This window comes from Shouchella xiaoxiensis (assembly GCF_016907895.1).
In the GTDB taxonomy this organism is placed as follows: Bacteria; Bacillota; Bacilli; order Bacillales; family Bacillaceae_D; genus Shouchella; species Shouchella xiaoxiensis.
The window spans coordinates 96,491-116,514 of record NZ_JAFBCV010000004.1 but is presented as its reverse complement, the minus strand read 5'-3'; the positions used below and the strand labels follow the sequence as shown (position 1 = coordinate 116,514).

The 20,024-nt window shown below is 38.3% G+C and carries 23 protein-coding genes; 6 read left to right on the top strand and 17 right to left on the bottom strand.

The window, feature by feature from the left end; translation table 11 throughout:
• Nucleotides 1-223 precede the first annotated feature (223 nt).
• The 9 genes from JOC54_RS08125 to JOC54_RS08085 all read right to left on the bottom strand — a co-directional run bounded on the left by JOC54_RS08125 (nt 224) and on the right by JOC54_RS08085 (nt 9,372).
• Nucleotides 224-1,315 carry a bifunctional 3-deoxy-7-phosphoheptulonate synthase/chorismate mutase gene (locus JOC54_RS08125; protein ID WP_204465609.1) on the bottom strand — a complete coding sequence of 364 codons (1,092 nt, stop codon included), beginning with the start codon at nt 1,313-1,315 and terminating at the stop codon, nt 224-226.
• 161 nt (nt 1,316-1,476) lie between these two features.
• Entirely contained in the window at nt 1,477-1,920 is a 444-nt protein-coding gene (locus JOC54_RS08120; RefSeq protein WP_035421911.1) for a YtxH domain-containing protein, read from the bottom strand.
• Entirely contained in the window at nt 1,921-2,367 is a 447-nt protein-coding gene (locus JOC54_RS08115) for a DUF948 domain-containing protein (protein ID WP_035421912.1), read from the bottom strand.
• 135 nt (nt 2,368-2,502) lie between these two features.
• The gene (gene murC, locus JOC54_RS08110) at nt 2,503-3,807 is read right to left on the bottom strand and encodes a UDP-N-acetylmuramate--L-alanine ligase (protein ID WP_204465607.1); all 1,305 of its coding nucleotides are present in this window, start codon (nt 3,805-3,807) and stop codon (nt 2,503-2,505) included.
• Between the two features lie 175 nt (nt 3,808-3,982).
• On the bottom strand, nt 3,983-6,391 hold the full coding sequence (locus JOC54_RS08105) for a DNA translocase FtsK (RefSeq protein WP_204465605.1): 2,409 nt from the start codon (nt 6,389-6,391) through the stop codon (nt 3,983-3,985).
• A gap of 63 nt (nt 6,392-6,454) precedes the next feature.
• Nucleotides 6,455-7,069 (bottom strand): YtpR family tRNA-binding protein, encoded by a 615-nt coding sequence (ytpR, locus tag JOC54_RS08100; RefSeq protein ID WP_204465603.1) that lies wholly within the window; start codon nt 7,067-7,069, stop codon nt 6,455-6,457.
• Between the two features lie 70 nt (nt 7,070-7,139).
• Entirely contained in the window at nt 7,140-7,934 is a 795-nt protein-coding gene (locus tag JOC54_RS08095; RefSeq protein ID WP_204465602.1) for a DUF1444 domain-containing protein, read from the bottom strand.
• 86 nt (nt 7,935-8,020) lie between these two features.
• The gene (locus tag JOC54_RS08090) at nt 8,021-8,338 is read right to left on the bottom strand and encodes a thioredoxin family protein (protein WP_437183525.1); all 318 of its coding nucleotides are present in this window, start codon (nt 8,336-8,338) and stop codon (nt 8,021-8,023) included.
• 23 nt (nt 8,339-8,361) lie between these two features.
• Entirely contained in the window at nt 8,362-9,372 is a 1,011-nt protein-coding gene (locus JOC54_RS08085) for a PTS sugar transporter subunit IIC (protein ID WP_204465601.1), read from the bottom strand.
• 145 nt (nt 9,373-9,517) lie between these two features.
• Between JOC54_RS08085 and JOC54_RS08080 the strand changes: the two genes are divergently transcribed.
• Nucleotides 9,518-9,964, top strand: coding sequence for a YtoQ family protein (locus JOC54_RS08080; protein WP_035440241.1), 447 nt, complete (start codon nt 9,518-9,520; stop codon nt 9,962-9,964).
• 37 nt (nt 9,965-10,001) lie between these two features.
• Here the strand turns inward: JOC54_RS08080 and JOC54_RS08075 are convergent, their stop codons facing one another.
• Both JOC54_RS08075 and JOC54_RS08070 read right to left on the bottom strand, forming a co-directional pair.
• The gene (locus JOC54_RS08075; RefSeq protein WP_204465600.1) at nt 10,002-10,493 is read right to left on the bottom strand and encodes a DUF84 family protein; all 492 of its coding nucleotides are present in this window, start codon (nt 10,491-10,493) and stop codon (nt 10,002-10,004) included.
• Nucleotides 10,493-11,563 (bottom strand): M42 family metallopeptidase, encoded by a 1,071-nt coding sequence (locus JOC54_RS08070; RefSeq protein WP_054793315.1) that lies wholly within the window; start codon nt 11,561-11,563, stop codon nt 10,493-10,495. The genes JOC54_RS08075 and JOC54_RS08070 overlap by 1 nt, the downstream gene beginning before the upstream one ends.
• Nucleotides 11,564-11,706: 143 nt before the next feature.
• Between JOC54_RS08070 and JOC54_RS08065 the strand changes: the two genes are divergently transcribed.
• Nucleotides 11,707-12,009: a hypothetical protein gene (locus tag JOC54_RS08065; RefSeq protein WP_035421926.1), complete on the top strand. Its 303-nt coding sequence runs from the start codon at nt 11,707-11,709 to the stop codon at nt 12,007-12,009.
• Between the two features lie 34 nt (nt 12,010-12,043).
• Here the strand turns inward: JOC54_RS08065 and trmB are convergent, their stop codons facing one another.
• Complete coding sequence (gene trmB / locus JOC54_RS08060) at nt 12,044-12,685, bottom strand: tRNA (guanosine(46)-N7)-methyltransferase TrmB (RefSeq protein ID WP_204465599.1); 642 nt, start codon at nt 12,683-12,685, stop codon at nt 12,044-12,046.
• Between the two features lie 79 nt (nt 12,686-12,764).
• Here trmB and JOC54_RS08055 point away from each other — a divergent pair, with 79 nt between their 5' ends.
• A complete protein-coding gene (locus tag JOC54_RS08055) occupies nt 12,765-13,013 on the top strand; it encodes a YtzH-like family protein (RefSeq protein WP_035421992.1) in 249 nt (82 codons plus the stop codon).
• Between the two features lie 36 nt (nt 13,014-13,049).
• Here JOC54_RS08055 and JOC54_RS08050 read toward each other — a convergent pair whose 3' ends face one another.
• Nucleotides 13,050-13,844 (bottom strand): phosphotransferase family protein, encoded by a 795-nt coding sequence (locus JOC54_RS08050; protein WP_035421991.1) that lies wholly within the window; start codon nt 13,842-13,844, stop codon nt 13,050-13,052.
• 394 nt (nt 13,845-14,238) lie between these two features.
• Between JOC54_RS08050 and purU the strand changes: the two genes are divergently transcribed.
• Nucleotides 14,239-15,108, top strand: coding sequence for a formyltetrahydrofolate deformylase (gene purU / locus JOC54_RS08045; protein WP_204465598.1), 870 nt, complete (start codon nt 14,239-14,241; stop codon nt 15,106-15,108).
• A 28-nt stretch (nt 15,109-15,136) separates the two neighbouring features.
• Here the strand turns inward: purU and JOC54_RS08040 are convergent, their stop codons facing one another.
• Entirely contained in the window at nt 15,137-15,859 is a 723-nt protein-coding gene (locus JOC54_RS08040) for an SDR family NAD(P)-dependent oxidoreductase (RefSeq protein ID WP_204465597.1), read from the bottom strand.
• Nucleotides 15,860-15,943: 84 nt separating this feature from the next.
• Complete coding sequence (locus JOC54_RS08035) at nt 15,944-16,246, bottom strand: hypothetical protein (protein WP_051992097.1); 303 nt, start codon at nt 16,244-16,246, stop codon at nt 15,944-15,946.
• A 330-nt stretch (nt 16,247-16,576) separates the two neighbouring features.
• Here JOC54_RS08035 and cysK point away from each other — a divergent pair, with 330 nt between their 5' ends.
• Nucleotides 16,577-17,512, top strand: a complete 936-nt coding sequence (gene cysK, locus JOC54_RS08030) for a cysteine synthase A (protein ID WP_035440232.1) — start codon at nt 16,577-16,579, stop codon at nt 17,510-17,512.
• 334 nt (nt 17,513-17,846) lie between these two features.
• A complete protein-coding gene (locus JOC54_RS08025; protein ID WP_011247639.1) occupies nt 17,847-18,065 on the top strand; it encodes a DeoR family transcriptional regulator in 219 nt (72 codons plus the stop codon).
• A 45-nt stretch (nt 18,066-18,110) separates the two neighbouring features.
• Here JOC54_RS08025 and JOC54_RS08020 read toward each other — a convergent pair whose 3' ends face one another.
• Together JOC54_RS08020 and rodA are read right to left on the bottom strand one after the other, a co-directional pair.
• Nucleotides 18,111-18,824 (bottom strand): pseudouridine synthase, encoded by a 714-nt coding sequence (locus tag JOC54_RS08020; RefSeq protein ID WP_204465596.1) that lies wholly within the window; start codon nt 18,822-18,824, stop codon nt 18,111-18,113.
• Between the two features lie 39 nt (nt 18,825-18,863).
• Nucleotides 18,864-20,024, bottom strand: coding sequence for a rod shape-determining protein RodA (gene rodA, locus JOC54_RS08015; RefSeq protein WP_035421989.1), 1,161 nt, complete (start codon nt 20,022-20,024; stop codon nt 18,864-18,866).

Sequence of the window (20,024 nt, the reverse complement as noted above, 5' to 3'; positions counted from 1 at the left end):
TTAATTGTGTATTAATGCATCTTGTTTATTCTGTTTTTCATTCACTTAATCTACTCAATCATACGATAGACAAGGTTCTTCTGCAATAAATATGAATCATGTTTCATATATTTTCATAAATGAAAAACAGTTTCTGCCAGCTAGTAGAACAGTATACATTACTAATGTGCCCGCTTTCATTCATTTCTAAACAGAAAAGAAGCTCAACTAAGAGCTTCTTTTTTTATGAGTGTTTAACTGGTTGTTTGTATAGACCAGATTCTTCTAATGCATCAAGAAATGCATGAAATTCTTCAATGTTCATTTGCTGAGCAGAATCCGATAATGCGACAGCTGGATCAGGATGTACCTCTGCCATCACGGCATCTGCACCTATTGCTAATGCTGCTTTTGCAGTCGGCAGCAACAAGTCTCTTCGACCAGTTGAATGCGTAACATCTACCATAACAGGTAAGTGTGTCTCTTGTTTAAGGATTGGGACTGCCGAGATATCCAATGTATTGCGTGTTGCTTTCTCATAAGTTCGAATGCCACGTTCACATAGAATTAATTGATCGTTCCCTTTAGAAACCACATATTCCGCTGCATGGATAAATTCTTCAATTGTTGCTGAAAGACCTCTTTTTAAAAGTACCGGCTTATTAACTGATCCGGCTTCTTTTAGCAATTCAAAGTTTTGCATATTGCGTGCTCCAATTTGAATAACATCAACATACTCCAAAGCAACTTCAATGTCTGCAGGTGTGACGATTTCACTTATGACAGACATATTCAGTTCATCCCCAACTCTCTTCAAAATCTTAAGCCCTTCAAGGCCAAGTCCTTGGAAATCATAAGGAGATGTTCGAGGCTTAAATGCTCCTCCTCTTAAAATATGTTGCCCTCGTTTTTTCATCGCTTTTGCAACGGTCAACACTTGTTCGTAGCTTTCAACCGAGCAAGGACCAAACACAAATCGTTGTTGACCATCACCAATCACTTCATTTTTTAACGCTACCGTTGTATTTTCTGGCTGCTTCTTACGTGAAACGAGCAGCGCTTTACTATTGTCTTCTTCTTGTAATTCAAGGCTTGCTTTAAAAATTTGCTTAAATAAATGCTGAAGGGTTGCGGTCTCAAATGGCCCTTGGTTATTTGTAGCAATTAAATCAAGCATACTTCTTTCACGCACAGGGTCAAATCGAGCAATTCCTTGCTCGCGCTTTAGCTCCCCAATTTCTTTAACTAAACGAGCACGCTCATTAATTTGTTCTAAAAGTGAAAGATTTACCTTGTCTAACTGATCTCGTAATTCATCAAGCTGTTTATTACTCATTTCTCTCCTCACCTTTCCTTCCTATCTACTCTAAATAAAGCTTTTGTTTATTATATCTGAGTCCATTTAAAATGTCACGAACTTTTCTTTATTACTTAAACGCTTTTATGTGGTAAAGTAAACCTATTAAAAAAACAGTGGTTTCCCACTGTTTTCCTACTTTATTTTTTGGCAGCAGCTTTTGCTTTCTTTTCAGCATCATCTACTTCATTTTTAACTGTTTCAGCAATGTTTTTCCCAGCTTCTTTCGCATCCTCTTTTAAATCTTTAGCTAGGCTTTTTGCTTCAATCATTTGGTCTTCTGCTTCTTGCTTTGCTGATGTACTCAAATCTTTCACTTTATCAACTACTTGTTGAGATTGTTCTGAAACGTTTTTGGCAATACTCGTGGATTTTTCTTTTGCAATATCCACCCATTCGTTTCCTTTTTCATAAACGTCATTCGTAATTTGTGCTGTTTTTTCTTTTGCAAGATGCGCTTGTTCACTTATATCGCTACGTAATTCTTTCCCAGATTTAGGTGCTAAAAATAGAGCTGTTGTTGCACCTACAATACCACCAATTAATGTCCCAATTAAAAAATCTTTCGTATTCATGTCACCCATTTACAATTCCTCCTCAGTTGTTTTTCTTTCCAATTGCTGTTTACGTTGCTTGTACTTTGTATAGAAATCTAAAACAGCCTGGCCCCATTGAACGGCTTGAGAAACTGTCTCAGCATTTCGACTTGTTTGGTCACTTACTTTAGTAGATACCACGCGAACCGATTGGTTAAACGACTTCATAGAATGACCTAAATCTTTCGCAGACTCAAACACGACATCAACTGCATCTGATTTGCGTTGGATATCATCTGCTAAGGCATTCGATTTCTCGAGTAATAACTTAGACTCAGCCGTTATGCCATCAATTTGTTTCTTTAGCGCGTCAACAGTAGCTGTGGTCTGCTCTAGAGCTTTTGATGTAGATTTGAGCGTCTTAATAATATAGATAACCAAAAGTCCAACAGCAACTGCAACAATTAACGCACTTATGTACAACAATTCCTCCACTCATCATACCCCCTCTTCACTTACTTTACCCGAGTTTACTATCTTAAAACCAGAATTTCAAATAAGGGTGTAATCTTATATGTTCGATAACTCCTTTTAATTTCCTGCTTAAGCAAACAAAAAAAGTAGCTTTCGCTACTTTTTTTGTTTGCTTTCCTCATATAAACGCTGGTACTTTTGAATATCTCCTGCTCCCATAAACAGTAATACTGCATCATCGTACTGAAGAAGTTGATCCACTTCATGTTCGTTTATGAGTAATGCATTGTCTATTAAGCATTGCAAGTTTTCAATTGTCAATGTGCCTTTTTCTTCTCTAGCTGAACCAAAAATTTCACATAAATAAACTGTATCTGCTTGACTCAATGCATCAGCAAATTCTTGTAAGAATGTTTTTGTTCGCGTAAACGTGTGAGGTTGAAAAATGGCAATGACTTTCCGATCTTTGTATTTCTTTTTCGTTGCTTCGATCGTCGCTGCAATTTCTGTTGGGTGATGTGCATAGTCATCGATTAGAATTTGAGATCCAGAAACTTTTTCACTGAAACGTCGTTTGACACCCAGAAAAGTTTGCAAATGTTTCGCTACATCTTCGTATTGCAACCCTTCATAATGGCAGAGCGAGATGATAGCAAGTGCATTTTTAACACTGTGATCTCCAAACCCAGGGATAGTAAATTCCCCATACAGGTCTCCTCTAATATACACATCAAATACAGTACCCTGATCCGTGTTCTTAATAGACCTTGCTTGAAAATCGTTATCTTCCTCTAAACCGTAATAGACGATTGGTACATTTGCCTGCAATTGTTGCAAATGAGGATCATCTCCACACGCAATAATTGCTTTCTTTACTTGCATAGCCATGGACTGAAACGCCGATACAACATCGTCAACACTTGAAAAATAATCAGGATGATCAAAATCTATATTCGTCATTACGCAGTAATCAGGTGCGTAATTAAGAAAGTGACGTCGATATTCACAAGCTTCAAAAACAAAATATGAAGAGTCTTTCGTACCTTTCCCTGTTCCATCTCCGATCAAATAAGAAGTTGGACGAATTGATCCAAGTACATGGGACAATAAACCCGTTGTTGATGTTTTTCCATGTGAACCAGTAATTGCTACACTAGTAAATTGAGAAATAAACGATCCGAGAAAACTCGGATATAGATCAACCTGTAATCCTAATTCTCTTGCACGTTTTATCTCTTCGTGTGTCTCACTATACGCAGCCGACATAATAACATGTTGGTCACCTTTAATATTTTCTGCTGAGAATGGCAATAAAGGAATCCCTTTTTTCTCCAAAGGTTTCTGTGTAAAAATGGTTTCCTCGATATCCGAACCCTGAACCTGTTGGTTTAAATCATCAAGAATCTGCGCTAGCGCACTCATTCCAGAGCCTTTAATGCCGGTAAAGTGATAGGTTGTCAATAGTGAAGCCTCCAATCATAAAACCTAGAACATCATTCTAGGTATAGACCCAACTGCATGAGTTTTATTAATAATCATTAGTATATGCCGAAACCTTCATTTGGTCCGGTCATTTTAGAAAGCTTGACTCACACAATTCATCCATTACATATCATATAAAACTTTATCTTAATTCTCAAGTTCCAGTTGAATTGTTTTCTTGCAAGAACAGCTCATTCATTTCTTCATTGCTTATTAAAACTTGTCTAGGCTTGCTTCCCATCGCCCCAGAGATAATTCCTTTTGCTTCCATTATTTCAATTAAGCGAGCTGCTCGATTATACCCAATCCGGAATCTTCTTTGCAAGCTTGACGCAGATGCTGTGCCTTGTTCAACTACAGCTAGACAGGCCTCTTCAAAAAGTTCATCTTCGCTTTCTTCTTTCTCAAAAGCTTTTTGGATTGTTTCCGTATTAAAAGCGTAACTCGGCTCTCCATATTGCTTGGCATATTCAACAACCGCCTCAATTTCCTCATCTGAAACAAAAGTACCCTGAACTCTTATCGCTTTTGCCGCGCCATTTTCATGAAACAACATATCGCCTCTGCCTAACAATCGCTCCGCGCCCCCCATATCAAGTATGGTGCGAGAGTCCGTTTGAGAAGATACAGAGAAAGCAATTCGAGTCGGTATATTGGCTTTAATTAAGCCAGTAATAACATCAACTGATGGACGCTGGGTTGCTAAAAGTAAGTGAATTCCACAAGCACGCGCCTTTTGCGCAATTCGACAAATGGAATCCTCTACGTCCTGTGGCGAAACCATCATCAGATCAGCAAGTTCATCAATTACAACTAGCACATAAGGTAGTGCTGGCTTATCACTCGTTGAGAATCGTTCATTGTACTTGCCAATGTCTCGAACTCTCTGTTTGCTAAATAGCTCGTAACGCCGCTCCATCTCTTGGACGACCCATTTTAATGCTCCCGTCGCTTGTTTTGCATCTGTTATAACTGGAGCAAGTAAATGAGGGACATCATGATAAGGAGCTAATTCAACCATCTTTGGGTCAACTAAGAGCAACTTCAGTTCCTCTGGTGAAGCTTTATAAAGTAAGCTGACGAGGATGGAGTTAATACATACACTTTTACCCGATCCTGTTGCACCTGCTACAAGCCCGTGTGGCATTTTCTTCAAATCGGTTACAACCGGTTTTCCTGATATATCTAATCCCAATGCAGCAGTGAGTGGAGATGAAGGATTTCGAAACACATCTCTTCTCAAGATTTCGCGCAGCATCACCGGTGCAGACGTTCGATTTGGTACTTCAATACCAATTGCATTTTTACCTGGAATAGGTGCTTCAATCCGAATGTCTTTAGCCGCCAAAGCTAATTTGATATCATCTGTTAAGTTCGTTACTTTATTGACTTTCACACCTTTACCTGGCTGTATCTCAAACCTTGTAACGGCTGGCCCTTTTGTGCGGTCAATGACTTTAGCATCCACATGGAAATTGGCGAGTGTCTCTTCTAACAAATGAGCCTGTTGATCCAACCAAATGGTATCATCTTCCTCCGTTTTTTGAGGGATGTTTAACAAATGGATTGGTGGTCGATTATACGTGTCTTTCCCGCCCTTTGACTCTGCTTGGGTTTTTGATCGATCTTTTGGCAACATAAGTACATTAAACGGAATGGATGCCTTAGCTTGTTTTTTTTCTTCACTTCTTCCAGTTTGATTTTTTTTCGTTTCTGTTCCTTGCTTGCTGTGTGCAGGTTTCGTAGGAACAATGTCTTCAACTGGATGATCTTCTTTGTCGGTCTCGATTAGATCAACCTGCTTGCTTCTCTTTTTTAAAAGCGGAACAGCTTGAATTACTTCTTCTTCTTTCTCGAGCACTAATTCATCTTCCTCCAAGACTAAATCACTGCTCATTAATTCGTCTTCGTCCGGAGTTTTTTTGGGAGAATCTATTGCCTGTGCTGGCTCCTCTTGATATGTAGAGCTTAGTTGCTCTTCTACTTCGGACCTATCGCTTTTCTGTTCTTCCATTCCATTTAATGCTTTTTCTGCGTTTCTTCTTTCTGCGCCCATTAATTCTAAAGCATCCTCTTCATATTCTTTCGGCTCTTTACGCCGTAAAGACTGATCTTGATGAAATGCTGATTCATTTGATTTTTTATAAAGGCGTTCTGCAAATGCAGCTTGGCTTTCTTTTGTTTGATCAATTAGCCAATCGTAATCACTATTTTTATGCTTATCCTCCTGTTTTAAAATTCCATGAACGGGAGAAGGAATGACACTTGCTTTAAACGTTCCCTTAAAAAAAGTCGGATGGACATTTTCTCGTTCTACGGAATGATCCTCTTTATTTTTTTCAGCTCCTGAAGGACTGTGAATACGCCCTTCTTTTTTTGGTTCAGTGGACTTTCGTTTTGTTTCAAGCTCTTTATTGGCGTAATGATAAATCATCCGTGCGTCTTCGAGTTCTATCTCGTCTTTTTGTTTTTTCTCTTTAGAGGTCTGATCCAGATCTTCTATTTCTTCTTTAATTTCATCCTCTACCTTAAACCATTTCATCCATTTTTTCCAAATATCCATTTTATTGCACCGCCTTATATAAAAAAACTGGCTGTCTTTTCAGAAAGCCAGTCATTACTTCACTTATTTAATTGAAGGCGAGAAAATAGAGCCAATTTCTTCATCAGAGGTAAGGACTAAAATACCTTTTTCATTTGACGCACCCTCTAGATCAAGCTCTTTTGCCGAACAAATCATTCCCTTAGATTCTACACCCCGTAACTGAGTTTGTTTAATAACAAGTCCACTTGGCATGACAGCACTCTCTAACGCGACAACTACTTTCTGACCAGCGTCTACATTTGGTGCCCCACAAACGATTTGCACCATTTCTTCTTTGCCAACACGCACCTGACATACTGAAAGCTTGTCCGCATTAGGATGTTTTTCTTTTGATTCAACAAGACCGATCACAAAAGATTGACTTTGATCTAACTGAAGATCCAATACTTGTTCGTTTGCTTCAAATGCTTTCTTTACTAGTTGACGAATCGACTCATTTATTTCAATTGCCCCAGCGCCGTCTATTTCTCCATAGTTAGATGCATTTAATAAGTTTATTCCAACTGTTTTATTATGCTTGTTTTGAACCTTTACGATGCCTCCGTATTGTTCAATTTTCCGTTCTTCAATTGACAATTTCTCTGTTGCTAACAGTAGTACGTCGCCAATTCCCTCTTTATTATAAAAAGCGTTCATTCCGATTCTCCTCAAACCATACATTATCTGTACAGCTAATATAGTATAGCATAGGAATTGTTTATTCCTATCAGCCTTTAGGCTTCTTTTGCGCTAAAATAAAAATTGGTTCAAGTTCACCATTATTTACAGAGAAAGGCAGGGCCGTCACTGGAATTCGACCAGCTCCAAAGAACTGTAACGCCATTTGACCTAATACATCATATCCAGTATCGTTTTGAATATCTGCGAAAATCAGAGCATCTTGATGAGGAATTGAAACCGCTAACTCACCATTCGCTTGCTGTTCCATCTTTTCTATAAGTGTTTGATCAAGAATTCGACTTGCTACATAGCCATCTTTTGATTGAAGAAAATAAAACGTATTACCAGCAACTGTATCAGACTTTAAAGGCTGGTTGAGAGAACGCACGTTGAAAAGAGCCATCTCTTTTAGCTCTTGTTTAGTATAACTACTCTCTTTTACTAACGTTTCATCAATTAGTGAATAGGATTCACCTAAATCCACCGCGTAATAGATTCGCGTCTCAGCTGTATGTTCGTCCCAAATAAGATGCTTTCCACCTGATTCAGTCGGAAAAGAGGCAGCTCTTATTACAGGGTAAATCGCCTTCTCGTTTCCAGTTAATTTTAATTCCAGTTTCATCGATTCAAGCCCTTTTTGAATATGACGAATTACTTCTTCTACAGAATCATATTCTTTTCTTTCCCATTTTGCGAGCAATGGTTTTAAAGCAAGAGTCGCTCCTTTGTTAATTGATGGGTCTTCTACTCTCAAAGTAGATTCTTTATGATCATAACGAATGGTCCAACCATCACGTTCGAGCTTTTTCTCTATTTTTTTTCGAAATGCTTGAAGTTCCATAATAGCCCTCCCTTTACACTTAATTAGTTTAACATGAAATGCGTGTAAGCCCAAAAGAAAGGCAAACAAATAAGCTAAGGGAGACCTTAGCTTATCTCTGCTTCTGCTTTTGTTAAGAATGATTCAATCTCTTCTTCTGATTTTCGATCTTTCGAAACAAATCGATCCACTTCGGCACCATTCGCGTAAACTAAAAAGCTTGGTATTCCAAAGATGTCATGCTCAACACAAACATCAATTAATTTGTCACGGTCAACATAATAAAATGTAAAGGTTGGAAAATCAACTTCTAATCGAGGTAAGAAAGGCTCGATCACTCTACAATCTGGACACCAATCAGCCGAAAATAAGAAAACAGCTGTTTCTTCTTCTTTAATTTGATTAAAATGCTCAACACTTGTAATATGTTCCAATTTACTACCTCCTGTTATGTCCCGCTGATTTTCATATCATTTGCTTTAATCCAATTGCGGCTTCTCATCCACTCTGATACTGAAAGAGCGACTACTGCCGGAATAATACAATAGCATATTAGCACTTGTAAGAAAAGTACCCATGTAAATCCCATCTCCGTAAAAGTCATAATCGGACCTACTAAACCACTTGTCCCCATTCCTGAGCCAGCTGCATTATTGATTAAATTAAATGCCATCGTTCCAATTGGGGCTGCAATTAAACCTGCTACAGTAGGTGGAATTAGGATTAAAGGATTTTTTATGATGTTTGGAACAAGGAGCATTGAAGTTCCAATACCAATTGACATTAAACCGGCTATCCGATTTTCACGGTAGCTGGCAACAGCAAACCCAACCATTTGTCCAGCACAGCCGATTGCCGCCGCCGCTGCTACACTCCCTTCTAAACCAAGCATTAGACCAATTGCTGCGCTTGAAATAGGAGCAGTTAGAGCCCATCCCATTAAAACCGCAACAATTCCACTCATTATAAGTGGTTGTTGGGTGGTAGCCCATGTAATCGCCTCTCCGATCGAGCTCATTGCATATTGGATGGGTTTTCCCAAGATCAATGCAGTAAAATATCCAAAAACAATTGTTGTGACTGGCGTTACTAAAATATCAATTTTTGTTTCACCAGCTACAAGTTTACCAACTTCGGCTCCTACGATTGATGCAATCAGACTTCCAGCAGGCCCACCATACATAGCTCCTGCGGCCCCACAAACAATTGTTGCGAGCATAACAAAGGAAGGTGCTCCTAATGCAAGCGCAACCGCGGCTCCAATCGCTGCACCATATAAATCCATCGTAAACTGTCCTAATTCTACTAATTCGTTAACTGCAAATTGCTCTCCTATGGTCCTAATAATCATTCCTATAATCAATGTAGCAAACAAGCCGAAGGTCATTTGTCCCATAGCTTTTATGAAATAAAGTTTTAATGAAGGTTGTACTCCCTTTTTCTTTAAGAACCCTTTCATTCTTTCTTCACATCCCGCTTCGCAAATTATGTACTTTACTAGGATACTCTATGTATATTCATGTGACAAGACAGTAAAAGTGTTTTTTTTTTCGAATATCGGTTATTTCCATTAGATATAGACGAAAAGTGAGGAGTGTATTCAAATGGAATTGACCGTATACTTAGCTGGTGAGATTCATTCGAATTGGCGCCAAGAAATTAAAAAGTTAGCAAATCAAAAGAATTTACCGGTATCTTTTAAAGGACCAATGGAGAATCATGAAAAAAGTGACCGAATTGGCGAAGATATTATTGGAGAACAACCTAATAACATACTTAAAGATGAAGCTGCCTCAAGCATTAACAATTTGCGGACGCACATTTGGCTAAAAAAAGCAGACATTGTTGTAGCCCTTTTTGGAGAAGAATACAAACAATGGAATACGGCAATGGATGCAGCCAAAGCCATTGAAGCAGGGATTCCGGTTATTCTCATTAGACCTGAGAAACTACATCATGCCTTAAAAGAACTATCAAATAAAGCACAGGTTGTAGTAGAAACACCTTTACAAGCAATCCAAACAATCGAATATATTTTTGCTGAAGAATAGTAAATAAGCTAGCGTTCTCATGAACGCTAGCTTATTTTTAATGAACAAGGTATTGTCCGTAACAGGCACGGACAATGTGGGTAAACATTTCTTTTCGACTAATTCGTCCATTTGTAAGGACACCAACTGCACCTTCCTGTTGAGAAGCGTTCGCCGCTAAAGCAGCAGACAGTTCATAGCCCTGCTCAAGCTTCTCAACCATGTAAGTAGGAAGCTGCATACGTAAGCCACCAGCTGTATAAATTGCTTGTTCCGGAGTAACTAAAGCACCCCAATTACACAAATATAGGTGACCATTCTGTCTATAGACACCGCCTTCTAAACCAATCGAAAAAGCAGCATCGGCTGAAGCAAGTGCCTGCTTTGCTCTATTTATTGCCCCTGTTACTGTTTCTTCATCACTGAATGGCTGAGCAGATACGAGTGATGGAACGTCTACTGAATGTACTTCAAAAGGTTCTTTAATCAAAACCTCTTGAACAGCATGGACTTTTGCAGGGTTCTTAGATCCCACTATAACGTGTCTCATTAGCCTGAAATGATACTTTCATACATCGATTTATCTGTTGTTTTTACTAATTTAGTGACTAATTCTTTTGCTGCTGCATAATCTTCAATATGCAAAATGGATGAAGACGTATGGATATAACGAGCACACACACCAATAACTGCTGAAGGTACGCCAGTTCCAGAAGTATGAATTCTACCTGCATCCGTTCCACCAGGTGATATAAAGAATTGATACGGAATGTTGTTGCTCTCTGCAGTATCTAAGATAAACTCCCGCATTCCTTTATGCGTAATCATCGTGCGGTCATGAATGCGTAATAAGGCCCCTTTTCCTAAATGCCCAAATGCGTCTTTACCTCCAGTTGCATCATTAGCTGGACTTGCATCTAATACATAACTAATGTCAGGTTTAATCATTTCAGCCGCAGTCGCAGCGCCACGTAAACCAACTTCTTCTTGAACCGTTGCACCTGAGTAAAGGATATTAGGAAGTTTTTCTGCCTTTAAAGCTTCGAGCAATTCAATTGACAGACCGACGCCGTAGCGATTGTCCCAAGCCTTGGCCATAATTTTCTTTTCATTAGCCATTGGTGTGAAAGGGCATTCTGGTACAATTGGTTGTCCTGGTTTAATACCTAAAGAAATACAGTCTTCTTTATCATCAGCACCAATATCAATATACATCTCCGTAATTGGCATCGGCTTGGAACGTTGGGAATCTTGTAATAAATGAGGAGGCGTAGAACCAATTACACCAATAATAGGTCCCTTATCTGTTACTATCTGTACCCGTGTTGCGAGCAAGACTTGAGACCACCAACCACCTAGAGTTTGAAATTTTATTAAACCTTTTTCATTGATTGAGGTAACCATAAAGCCAACTTCATCCATATGACCTGCAACCATTACTTTCGGTCCTTGTTCATTACCTCTTAAAACACCAAAGATACTACCCAATTTATCTTGAATAATTTCATCTGTATGTTTAGTGAGCTCACTTCTTACAAATGCACGAACATCATGTTCAAAGCCTGGTGGTCCAATTAATTCTGTTAACGTTTTAAATAAAGCCTTCGTATTCTCGTTCATATGTACCTCCCGACAAATTTCGTTCCATTTTATTTTACCGAAGTTTAAACGGATAAGCCAGTACAGTTTCCCATAGCTATTTTTGTTTTGTTTCGCTATACTAAGAATATAAATATTTTTTCGGAATAAAAGGAGTGGTTGATATGAAGCGCCTTACTCTTGGAGTCGGAGTTGGAATTGCGATCGGAATCCTCGCGAGTAAAGCATGTAAATCAGAACAGCTATCACCAGAGTCTGTTCTTAAAAAAGTTAAAGCCGTTGTTAAACAAGAATACATTATTAACGGGTCTTGGATACATATGCAGCCAGAAATGGTTGACCACCTTGGCTTAACGTTTCAAGCATACCGGGGTGGCTTAACAAGTTCAACGGTAGATGGACCAGTTCAATATGAATTTATTGCTGACGTTAAATCAGGTGTTTTATTAAACTTAACAAAAGTATAAAAAAGAAGCTCCGTTTCTAAACGGAGCTTCTTTTTTATTGAGGATAAGTTGCTTCTAAACGATAAATTCGCATTCCCTTTTCTGAAAACCGCTCTTCATATTCCGTCATTATATTATTTTCTATTGCACTGTTATGCAAATCCAAACTAACATTTTTTAGCGAGAGCCCAAATGTTGACATGCTATGAAGAGAATACTCAAACAAACCTTGGTTATCCGTTTTAAAATGAATTTCTCCATCTTTTTTTAATACCTGTTTATAGATCGCTAAAAATGTTTTATAGGTTAACCTTCTTTTTTCATGTCTTGATTTTGGCCAAGGATCGGTAAAGTTAATGAAGAGGCGATCCACTTCATTTTCCGCAAAAAATTGGTTTAAATTTTTTACATCCTGCCCTAAAAATTTTAAGTTTTTTAAGCCAGCCAATTCGGCTTTTTCCATTGCGGTTAAAAGCACACTTTCGTAGCGTTCAACCCCAATAAAATTAATGGTTGGATTTTGTATTGCCATATTCGTAATAAATTGACCCTTTCCAGTGCCAACTTCTATGTGAAGGGGTTGATTTTTCTCAAACACATCTTTCCACTTCCCCTGAAATGAAGCTGGATTTTGAATAACAAGATTTGGACGCTTGTCCAACTCTTCTCTTGCCCACGGTTTATGTCTTAAGCGCATTGTAGTTCAATCCTCTCTTTTGATATATCGGTATAAATGTTTTTTGTTAGCAAATCCTATCTAAGTAAGGAGGTGCATAATGCCTTTATCTAATAAACATAAAATAGGCTTAGTAATAGACCTATTAGAAAATCAAAAATCTGCTCACTTTTTAACAAGAAATGAACAAAGTCAATTGAATCACCTATTAGCAAAGCTCTCATCTGATCAAAACCTCGATCCAGAGCTTATTACGACCATTGATGAGATTGCAAGTGCATCAACCACTAATACAATGGATCATTTAGCCGTTGAACACTGGCTTTCAGAGATGTCACATTACGTATAATTTCCTGGGAAATGTGTCAGGAAACAGAGGAATAGCTCATCTTGGACAAGATGAGCTATTTAATAAATAAGATAATCTCTCTCTGTATTCTTGTACTTGTTCATATTTTTTCCGGTTTTGATTCCAGAGCATTTCCGAGATAGTGTAAGCAACGACATACCAATGCATTCTCACACGTAACGATGTCGTTAATGCCACTCCATAGTAACTGAGCCAGTCTGCCCATCTTTCTTCTGGAATGTAAGAATACAAAAGCAGCCCAAGATCTAACGCGGGATCAGCAACTGTCGCACCATCCCAATCTATTAAATAAAGGTTTTCCTGTTCATCATGCATCCAATTATTATGATTCATATCGCCATGGCAAACGACATATTGGACGTTCTCCAAACGATTCATCGTTTTTTCCAAAAAACTTAGTCCTTCGGTTATTAATGTATCATCAATCGCATACAACGATACTTGCATAAACATATTTTCAACCATAATGGCTGGATTTAACGGTTCATTCCCCATTCGAGTGAACATATCTAATAACTCACTTGAGCCATGTATGTGCGCAAGCATTTTAGCCGTACTAGTATCCTTCATTTCCTTTGCTTTCAATTCCCTACCCTGAATCCATCGCTGAGCAGTAATGACATCACCACTCTCAAGACGCTTAGTCCATAAAAGTTTCGGAACAATTCCTTCTGCAGAAAGAACCGCAAGAAAAGGAGATGAATTTCGTTTTATGAATAATTGATAGTCGCCTTGTCTGGCTATATATGCTTCGCCAGTCGAGCCCCCAGCAGGCAAGACGTCCCAGCCTTCTCCTAAAAACAATTCCACCATTTTCACCTTCAATTTCCTTTTCTTTTCGTCCACATCTTAGGTGCGCTTCATACAGTATACCTCAATCACAACTAAAAAGAATCCACCAAAATAAGCAGAGCACAGGTTTAGGCTCTGCCTTTATTGAATTCTGTTCTTATTGTCATGTATCCGTTATGATTTTCCGTCTTATCTTAATTAATAGATGCATACAATGGTACCAAAGAAGCATGAGAATCGTCAACGACATTCTTCAAAATTCCCTCTAAATAAAGAGCCTTTTTAAAAGAATAATTAAAATAAAAATGTATCATCTTAAAAGCGACGCACTTCATCCATTGACAAGTGGTTTCTTCATTTGATTCAATGTATAGGTTATTAATTTTGCTTTAAATGAACTGGAGGTACTTTTTTGATTAGTCATAATCGAGAGCAACGAGCAAGACTGCTTGTTTCTTGCCCCGATCAACCTGGTATTGTTGCCCATATATCTACACTCTTATTTACACACAAAGCAAACATTGTACAATCTGATCAATATTCTACTGATCCTGAAAACGGAACTTTCTTCATGAGAGTGGAATTTGAATGGAATGAATCGGATACATCGTTCGAAGCAATCCACCATGCGTTCGTGTCGCTTGCTGGGGTACATTCGCTTCAATTTAAACTAGAGAGAGCTTCTCGGAAAAAAAGAATGGCTCTATTTGTATCTAAAGAAAACCATTGCTTATCGGAGCTATTATGGAAGTGGAAAGCTGGCGAGTTAGTTGCTGATATCCCGCTCGTTATTAGCAATCATGATGATAACCGAATTGAAGTAGAATCTTACGGGATCCCCTTCTTCCATATACCATCAACGAAAAACAATCGTAAGGAGGCAGAAGAAGAAGCACTGACGCTGCTAAGAGAACATCGTATTGAGTTAGTTGTTTTAGCTCGTTATATGCAAATTCTAACTCCCAACTTTGTTTCTGCGTACCCTTATAAAATCATTAATATTCACCATTCGTTTCTTCCAGCGTTTATTGGCGCCAATCCTTATGCAAAGGCCTTTGAACGAGGTGTAAAGTTAATTGGCGCAACAGCACATTATGTAACAGATGACCTTGACGAAGGTCCTATCATTGAACAAGACATTATGCGTGTAAATCATCGGCATACAGCGAGCGACTTACGTATTGCCGGCAGAAATATTGAGCGGATTGCATTAGCAAGAGCAGTCAGTTGGCATTTAAATGATCAGCTATTGGTTCACGGGAACAAAACCATTGTTTTTTAGAAAAAGCTTAAGCGTCTGCTTAAGCTTTTTAATGCTCGTAGATCATTTTCTTCGTCATCCCACCGTCAACTATAATCGTTTCACCATTAACGAATGTATGTTGAGGATTTGTGAGAAACAAACACATTCTTGCAATGTCTTCTGGCTTTCCGACTCGTTTCGAAGGGTGTTGCGAATGATCAATTTCACGTAATAACTCTTGATCTCCCGTATGAATCCATCCCGGGGCAATGGCATTAACTGTTATGTTTTCTTGTTCTAATGAAATGGCCATGGCATGAGTAAGCGCATTAATTCCACCCTTTGAAGCCGCGTAAGCTTCTGAATTCGGCTCTGACATAAATGCTCTTGTCGATGCAATATTGATAATAAAACTAGGCTGAGGTGTTCGACGCATTTGATTTGCAGCCAATTGAGAAGCGATAAAAACACTGGTTAAATTCGTTTCAATCACATTATTCCATTCTACAAGTGTGGTTTCTAAAAAAGGCTTGAATTCTGAGATCCCGGCATTATTAATTAATATATCCACAGGCCCATAGGTCTTGTCGATAAAATGAAACGCCTCTTTTAATTGTTCTTCCTTTCTCACATCTGATTGTAAAGTTAGGATTGAACCATCTTTCGCTTCTAATTCAATCTTCTCTTTGTCTAAAACAAATACTTGATCCCCTGCTTCTGCGTACATGGAGGCAATGGTTTTCCCTATACCATTTGCCCCACCTGTGACTAAGACTCGTCTTTTGCTCATCCTACCATCTCCTTTCCTAATCGTATTAATCTCTTCCCTATTTATCATTGAGAAAAACAAAAAAGCATGTATATGTACATGCCTTCAAGCTTGATCAAGAGCCAGTAACTCTTGATTTATATAAGAAAATTCATCTTTTGTCATAGGTTGTTCAAGCATAATTAATTGTGCATAAGGTGTTATTTCAGGCAAGGCCGACTCACCATTATTTCTTACCCATAATTGAATACTATCCTCTAAATGACGCTTAGCTTCTGTGAATGTGTCTCCATATCCAATACACTCTTCCAAGCCAATTAATTCAATCATATATTCGTAACTACCTACCCAATTAAATACACGTTTAACACGCAAATCACGTGCGGACCATAAGCTGCTCTGATCCATCTAAACCCTCCTCTATTGCTGAACAGCTCTTGACAGAGAAAAACAATCTTTCCCTAAATCTAGGCAAAAGATTGCTACTAACGTTCAAAATCACGACTTTTCTATTATAGCTTTAATAGTGGACAGTTTCAACGTCTTTCAAAAAGATTTTGCCTAATATACGTTTATAAAGGATGATCGACGCTTTAAACGGACCAGTTAAGGTTACACTACATTTACTCTTGTGTTTCTATTCCTATAGGTCTTTGTTCTTTTCTCAATAGCTGAAACAATCGTTATTCAACTAACTATGTTAAAATAATTAAATGGAACTAGAATGAGGTGACTGTGATGAATGTAGTAAACAATATTGCTGAATTAATTGGAAAGACACCGTTAATTCGTTTAAACAAACTTGCTGATCCAAATGGGGCTTCTGTTTACTTAAAGCTAGAAATGTTTAATCCAAGTGGAAGTGTAAAAGATCGAGCTGCATACTCGATGATTGTTCAGGCAGAGAAAGATGGATTATTAAATTCTCAATCAACAATTATTGAACCAACTAGTGGGAATACTGGGATTGGATTAGCAATGAATGCTGCAGCGAGAGGGTATCGAGCCATCCTGGTTATGCCAGATACAATGAGTCAAGAACGCATTAATCTGTTAAAAGCGTATGGTGCAGAGGTCGTTTTAACCGATGGAGAGAAAAAAATGCCTGGTGCGATTGATAAAGCCAAACAGCTCGCAGATGAAATTGACAATTCCTATATGCCTATGCAGTTTGAGAATGAATCAAATCCGGAGGCTCATCGTCATACAACAGCAATTGAAATTAAAGAGAGCTTAGATTCTATAAATGCCACTCTCTCTGCTTTTGTTGCTGCTTCAGGTACTGGCGGTACAATTACAGGTACGGGAGAAACACTCAAAAAAGTGTATCCCGATGTGTTAATTCATGTTGTTGAGCCTGCTGGCTCACCTGTTTTATCTGGTGGAAAACCAGGTCCACACAAGCTTGTTGGAACAAGCCCTGGTTTTGTTCCACCAATCTTAAATGTTGATATCTACAATGAAATAAAGCGAATTAGTGATGAAAATGCCTATCAAACAGCTCGTGATTTAGCTCGATTAGAAGGCATTCTTGTCGGTCCATCTTCTGGAGCAGCTTGTTATGCTGCACTCGAACTTGCGAAAACAATGTCAACAGATGATCACGTTGTTGCAATTGCTTGCGATACGGGAGAGCGTTACTTATCCACCGATTTATTTCAATTTGAAAGCTAGCATCTGCTAGCTTTTTTTGATTCGTTGCAACAATTTACAATCATTTAACAAAAAAAACATATAATCGTTCGGTTTTAAACACTGTTCGTTCCGTATAATAAAGAATACCTCCATAAATTAACAGGATTTCTTCTTTGCTCTTTTTTTTATTTTAGTGTACACTATAAGTGTCTTATGATAGAGAAAAGAAAATCATAAGTCGATGCACGAAAACATGGGACCATCGCCTCACCTATCTTAAATGCAATAAGCAAATTGAACTTACTAATTTGCATGTAAGCTGCATAGATTAGCGTATAGGTATTAGAGACGAAAACGAAGAAGGAGTGGTTTTTTGCAAACTTCAACTGATCGTATGCTGACTCGAATTAAGTCCATCTACTTGTACATCAAACAGAAGGGAACCGTCACGACGAATGAATTGGTTGAAGAGTTCGGCATCACACAACGCACAGTGCAACGTGATTTAAACGTACTTGAGTACAATAATCTCGTAACTAGTTCGGCACGTGGCAAATGGAAAGCAACGAGTAAAAAAACAAAGGTTTCTTAATAAAAGCAAAGACCACTTGAACAAGTTACAAGAGGTCTTTGCTTTTTATATGCGTTTTTTTGCTAATTCAATTTCTTCTACTGTCATTTCTCGATAAGAACCGCGTTTTAAAGATGGATCAATCAGTAACCCACCAATTCGTAATCGCTCTAGTTCCAGAACGGTTTTATTAACCGCTTCAAACATTCGTTTGATTTGATGAAACTTGCCTTCAACAACTTCAATTGTCACGATGGAGTTAGCGGCTTGTTCTTTTATAACAAGCGTTGCCGGTTTTGTTTGATAACCATCATTTAAAATGACACCGGTTTTAAACGAGTCTTGGTCCTTTGAAGTAACAAAACCATCAACAACCGCTCGGTATAGTTTAGAAACATGTTTTTTAGGAGACATGAGCTCATGTGAATAGTGACCATCAGTCGTTAAGATAAGTAATCCTTCGGTGTCCTTATCGAGACGACCAATTGGAAAGAGTTTTTTATGCCCCCATGTTGGGGCCACTATATCAATGACTGTTTTGTGCAAATTATCCTCAGTAGCAGATACAACACCTTTTGGCTTATTCAACATTAGGTACACATCTTGTTGATACTGAACAGGAACTTGATTAAAAAGGATGTGTTGTTCATTTGGGTCTACTTGCGTTTTTGCATCCCTAACTCTGACATCGTCAATGATAACCAGTCCCTGTTTAATTGCTTTCTTAACTTCGGATCTTGTTCCGAAACCTGCATCAGCAAGCACTTTATCAATGCGCATCGGTTTCTCTCCCCCTCTGCTCATTTATCAACACCTATGTTAACTATATGTTTCCTTACTTTTAAACATATAATCCTTTGTTCTGAACTGGACATTCAAGACAATTCCAATTGCTAGCATGTTTGTAAGAAGTGCGCTACCTCCATAACTAATAAAAGGTAATGCCAGTCCAGTAATTGGCATTAGACCAATGGTCATCGCAATGTTTTGAAAAACTTGAAATACGAGTAAACCTACAATACCTGAAACCAAGTATGTCCCGAAAAGATTGTTACAGGTTAAAGCAATCATGATCATCCGGTAAAATAATAGAAAATAGACTACAAGTAATACCATGGCACCTAAAAAACCAAACTCTTCCCCAATCACAGTGAAAATAAAGTCAGTGTGTATTTCAGGAATGGCATCACCTTGTGTTTGCACCCCTTCCATAAAACCCGTCCCAAATAATTGTCCAGACCCAATACCGAGTATGGCTTGGCTTAACTGATAACCAATACCACTTGTATCTTCATCAGGAGAAAGCCATCCATAAATACGTGCAAGTTGGTGAGGTTCAATTAGATATGAACTAAAAAATTCAAAGTGAGCTTGGTGAAGGTAAACCATTACAGCCAAGAAAAGAATACCTAACCCTGCTAACGACAATAAGATTCGCCAGCGAATACCTGACATTAAAACCATAGTCCCGATGACTGCTGCAATAACAAGAGCCGTACCTAAGTCAGGCTGTTTTAAGATAAGAAAAAAAGGTGGAACACCAACTGCAAGGATTTTTAACAAAATGATAAAATCGGCTTTTAGGCTAAAGTCATTCCGCTCATGTGTAAGTCGATAAAGCAAATGAGCCAACGCGACTAACAAAAAAATCTTCATAAATTCGGAGGGCTGAATGCCAAAAATCCAACGTTGCGCTCCGTTTCTTTCCGTTCCAAAAAACTCAACTGCTAATAGCAAGAGCATCCCAAAAGAATACATAGGTATAGTTAGATTCTTATAAAAATCAAAATCAACAAGCAAGATACCTGCAACTATAACTGCACCAATACCAAACCATAGCAATTGACGAACAACAAAATAGGTAGGATTTTCTGAGAAATATTGACCAGCACCACTGTAAATAGCCAATAAACTAATACACATTAACAAAAATAAAAGGAATAGCAAGGTATAATCTATTCCCTGTTGTTTACGTTCCAT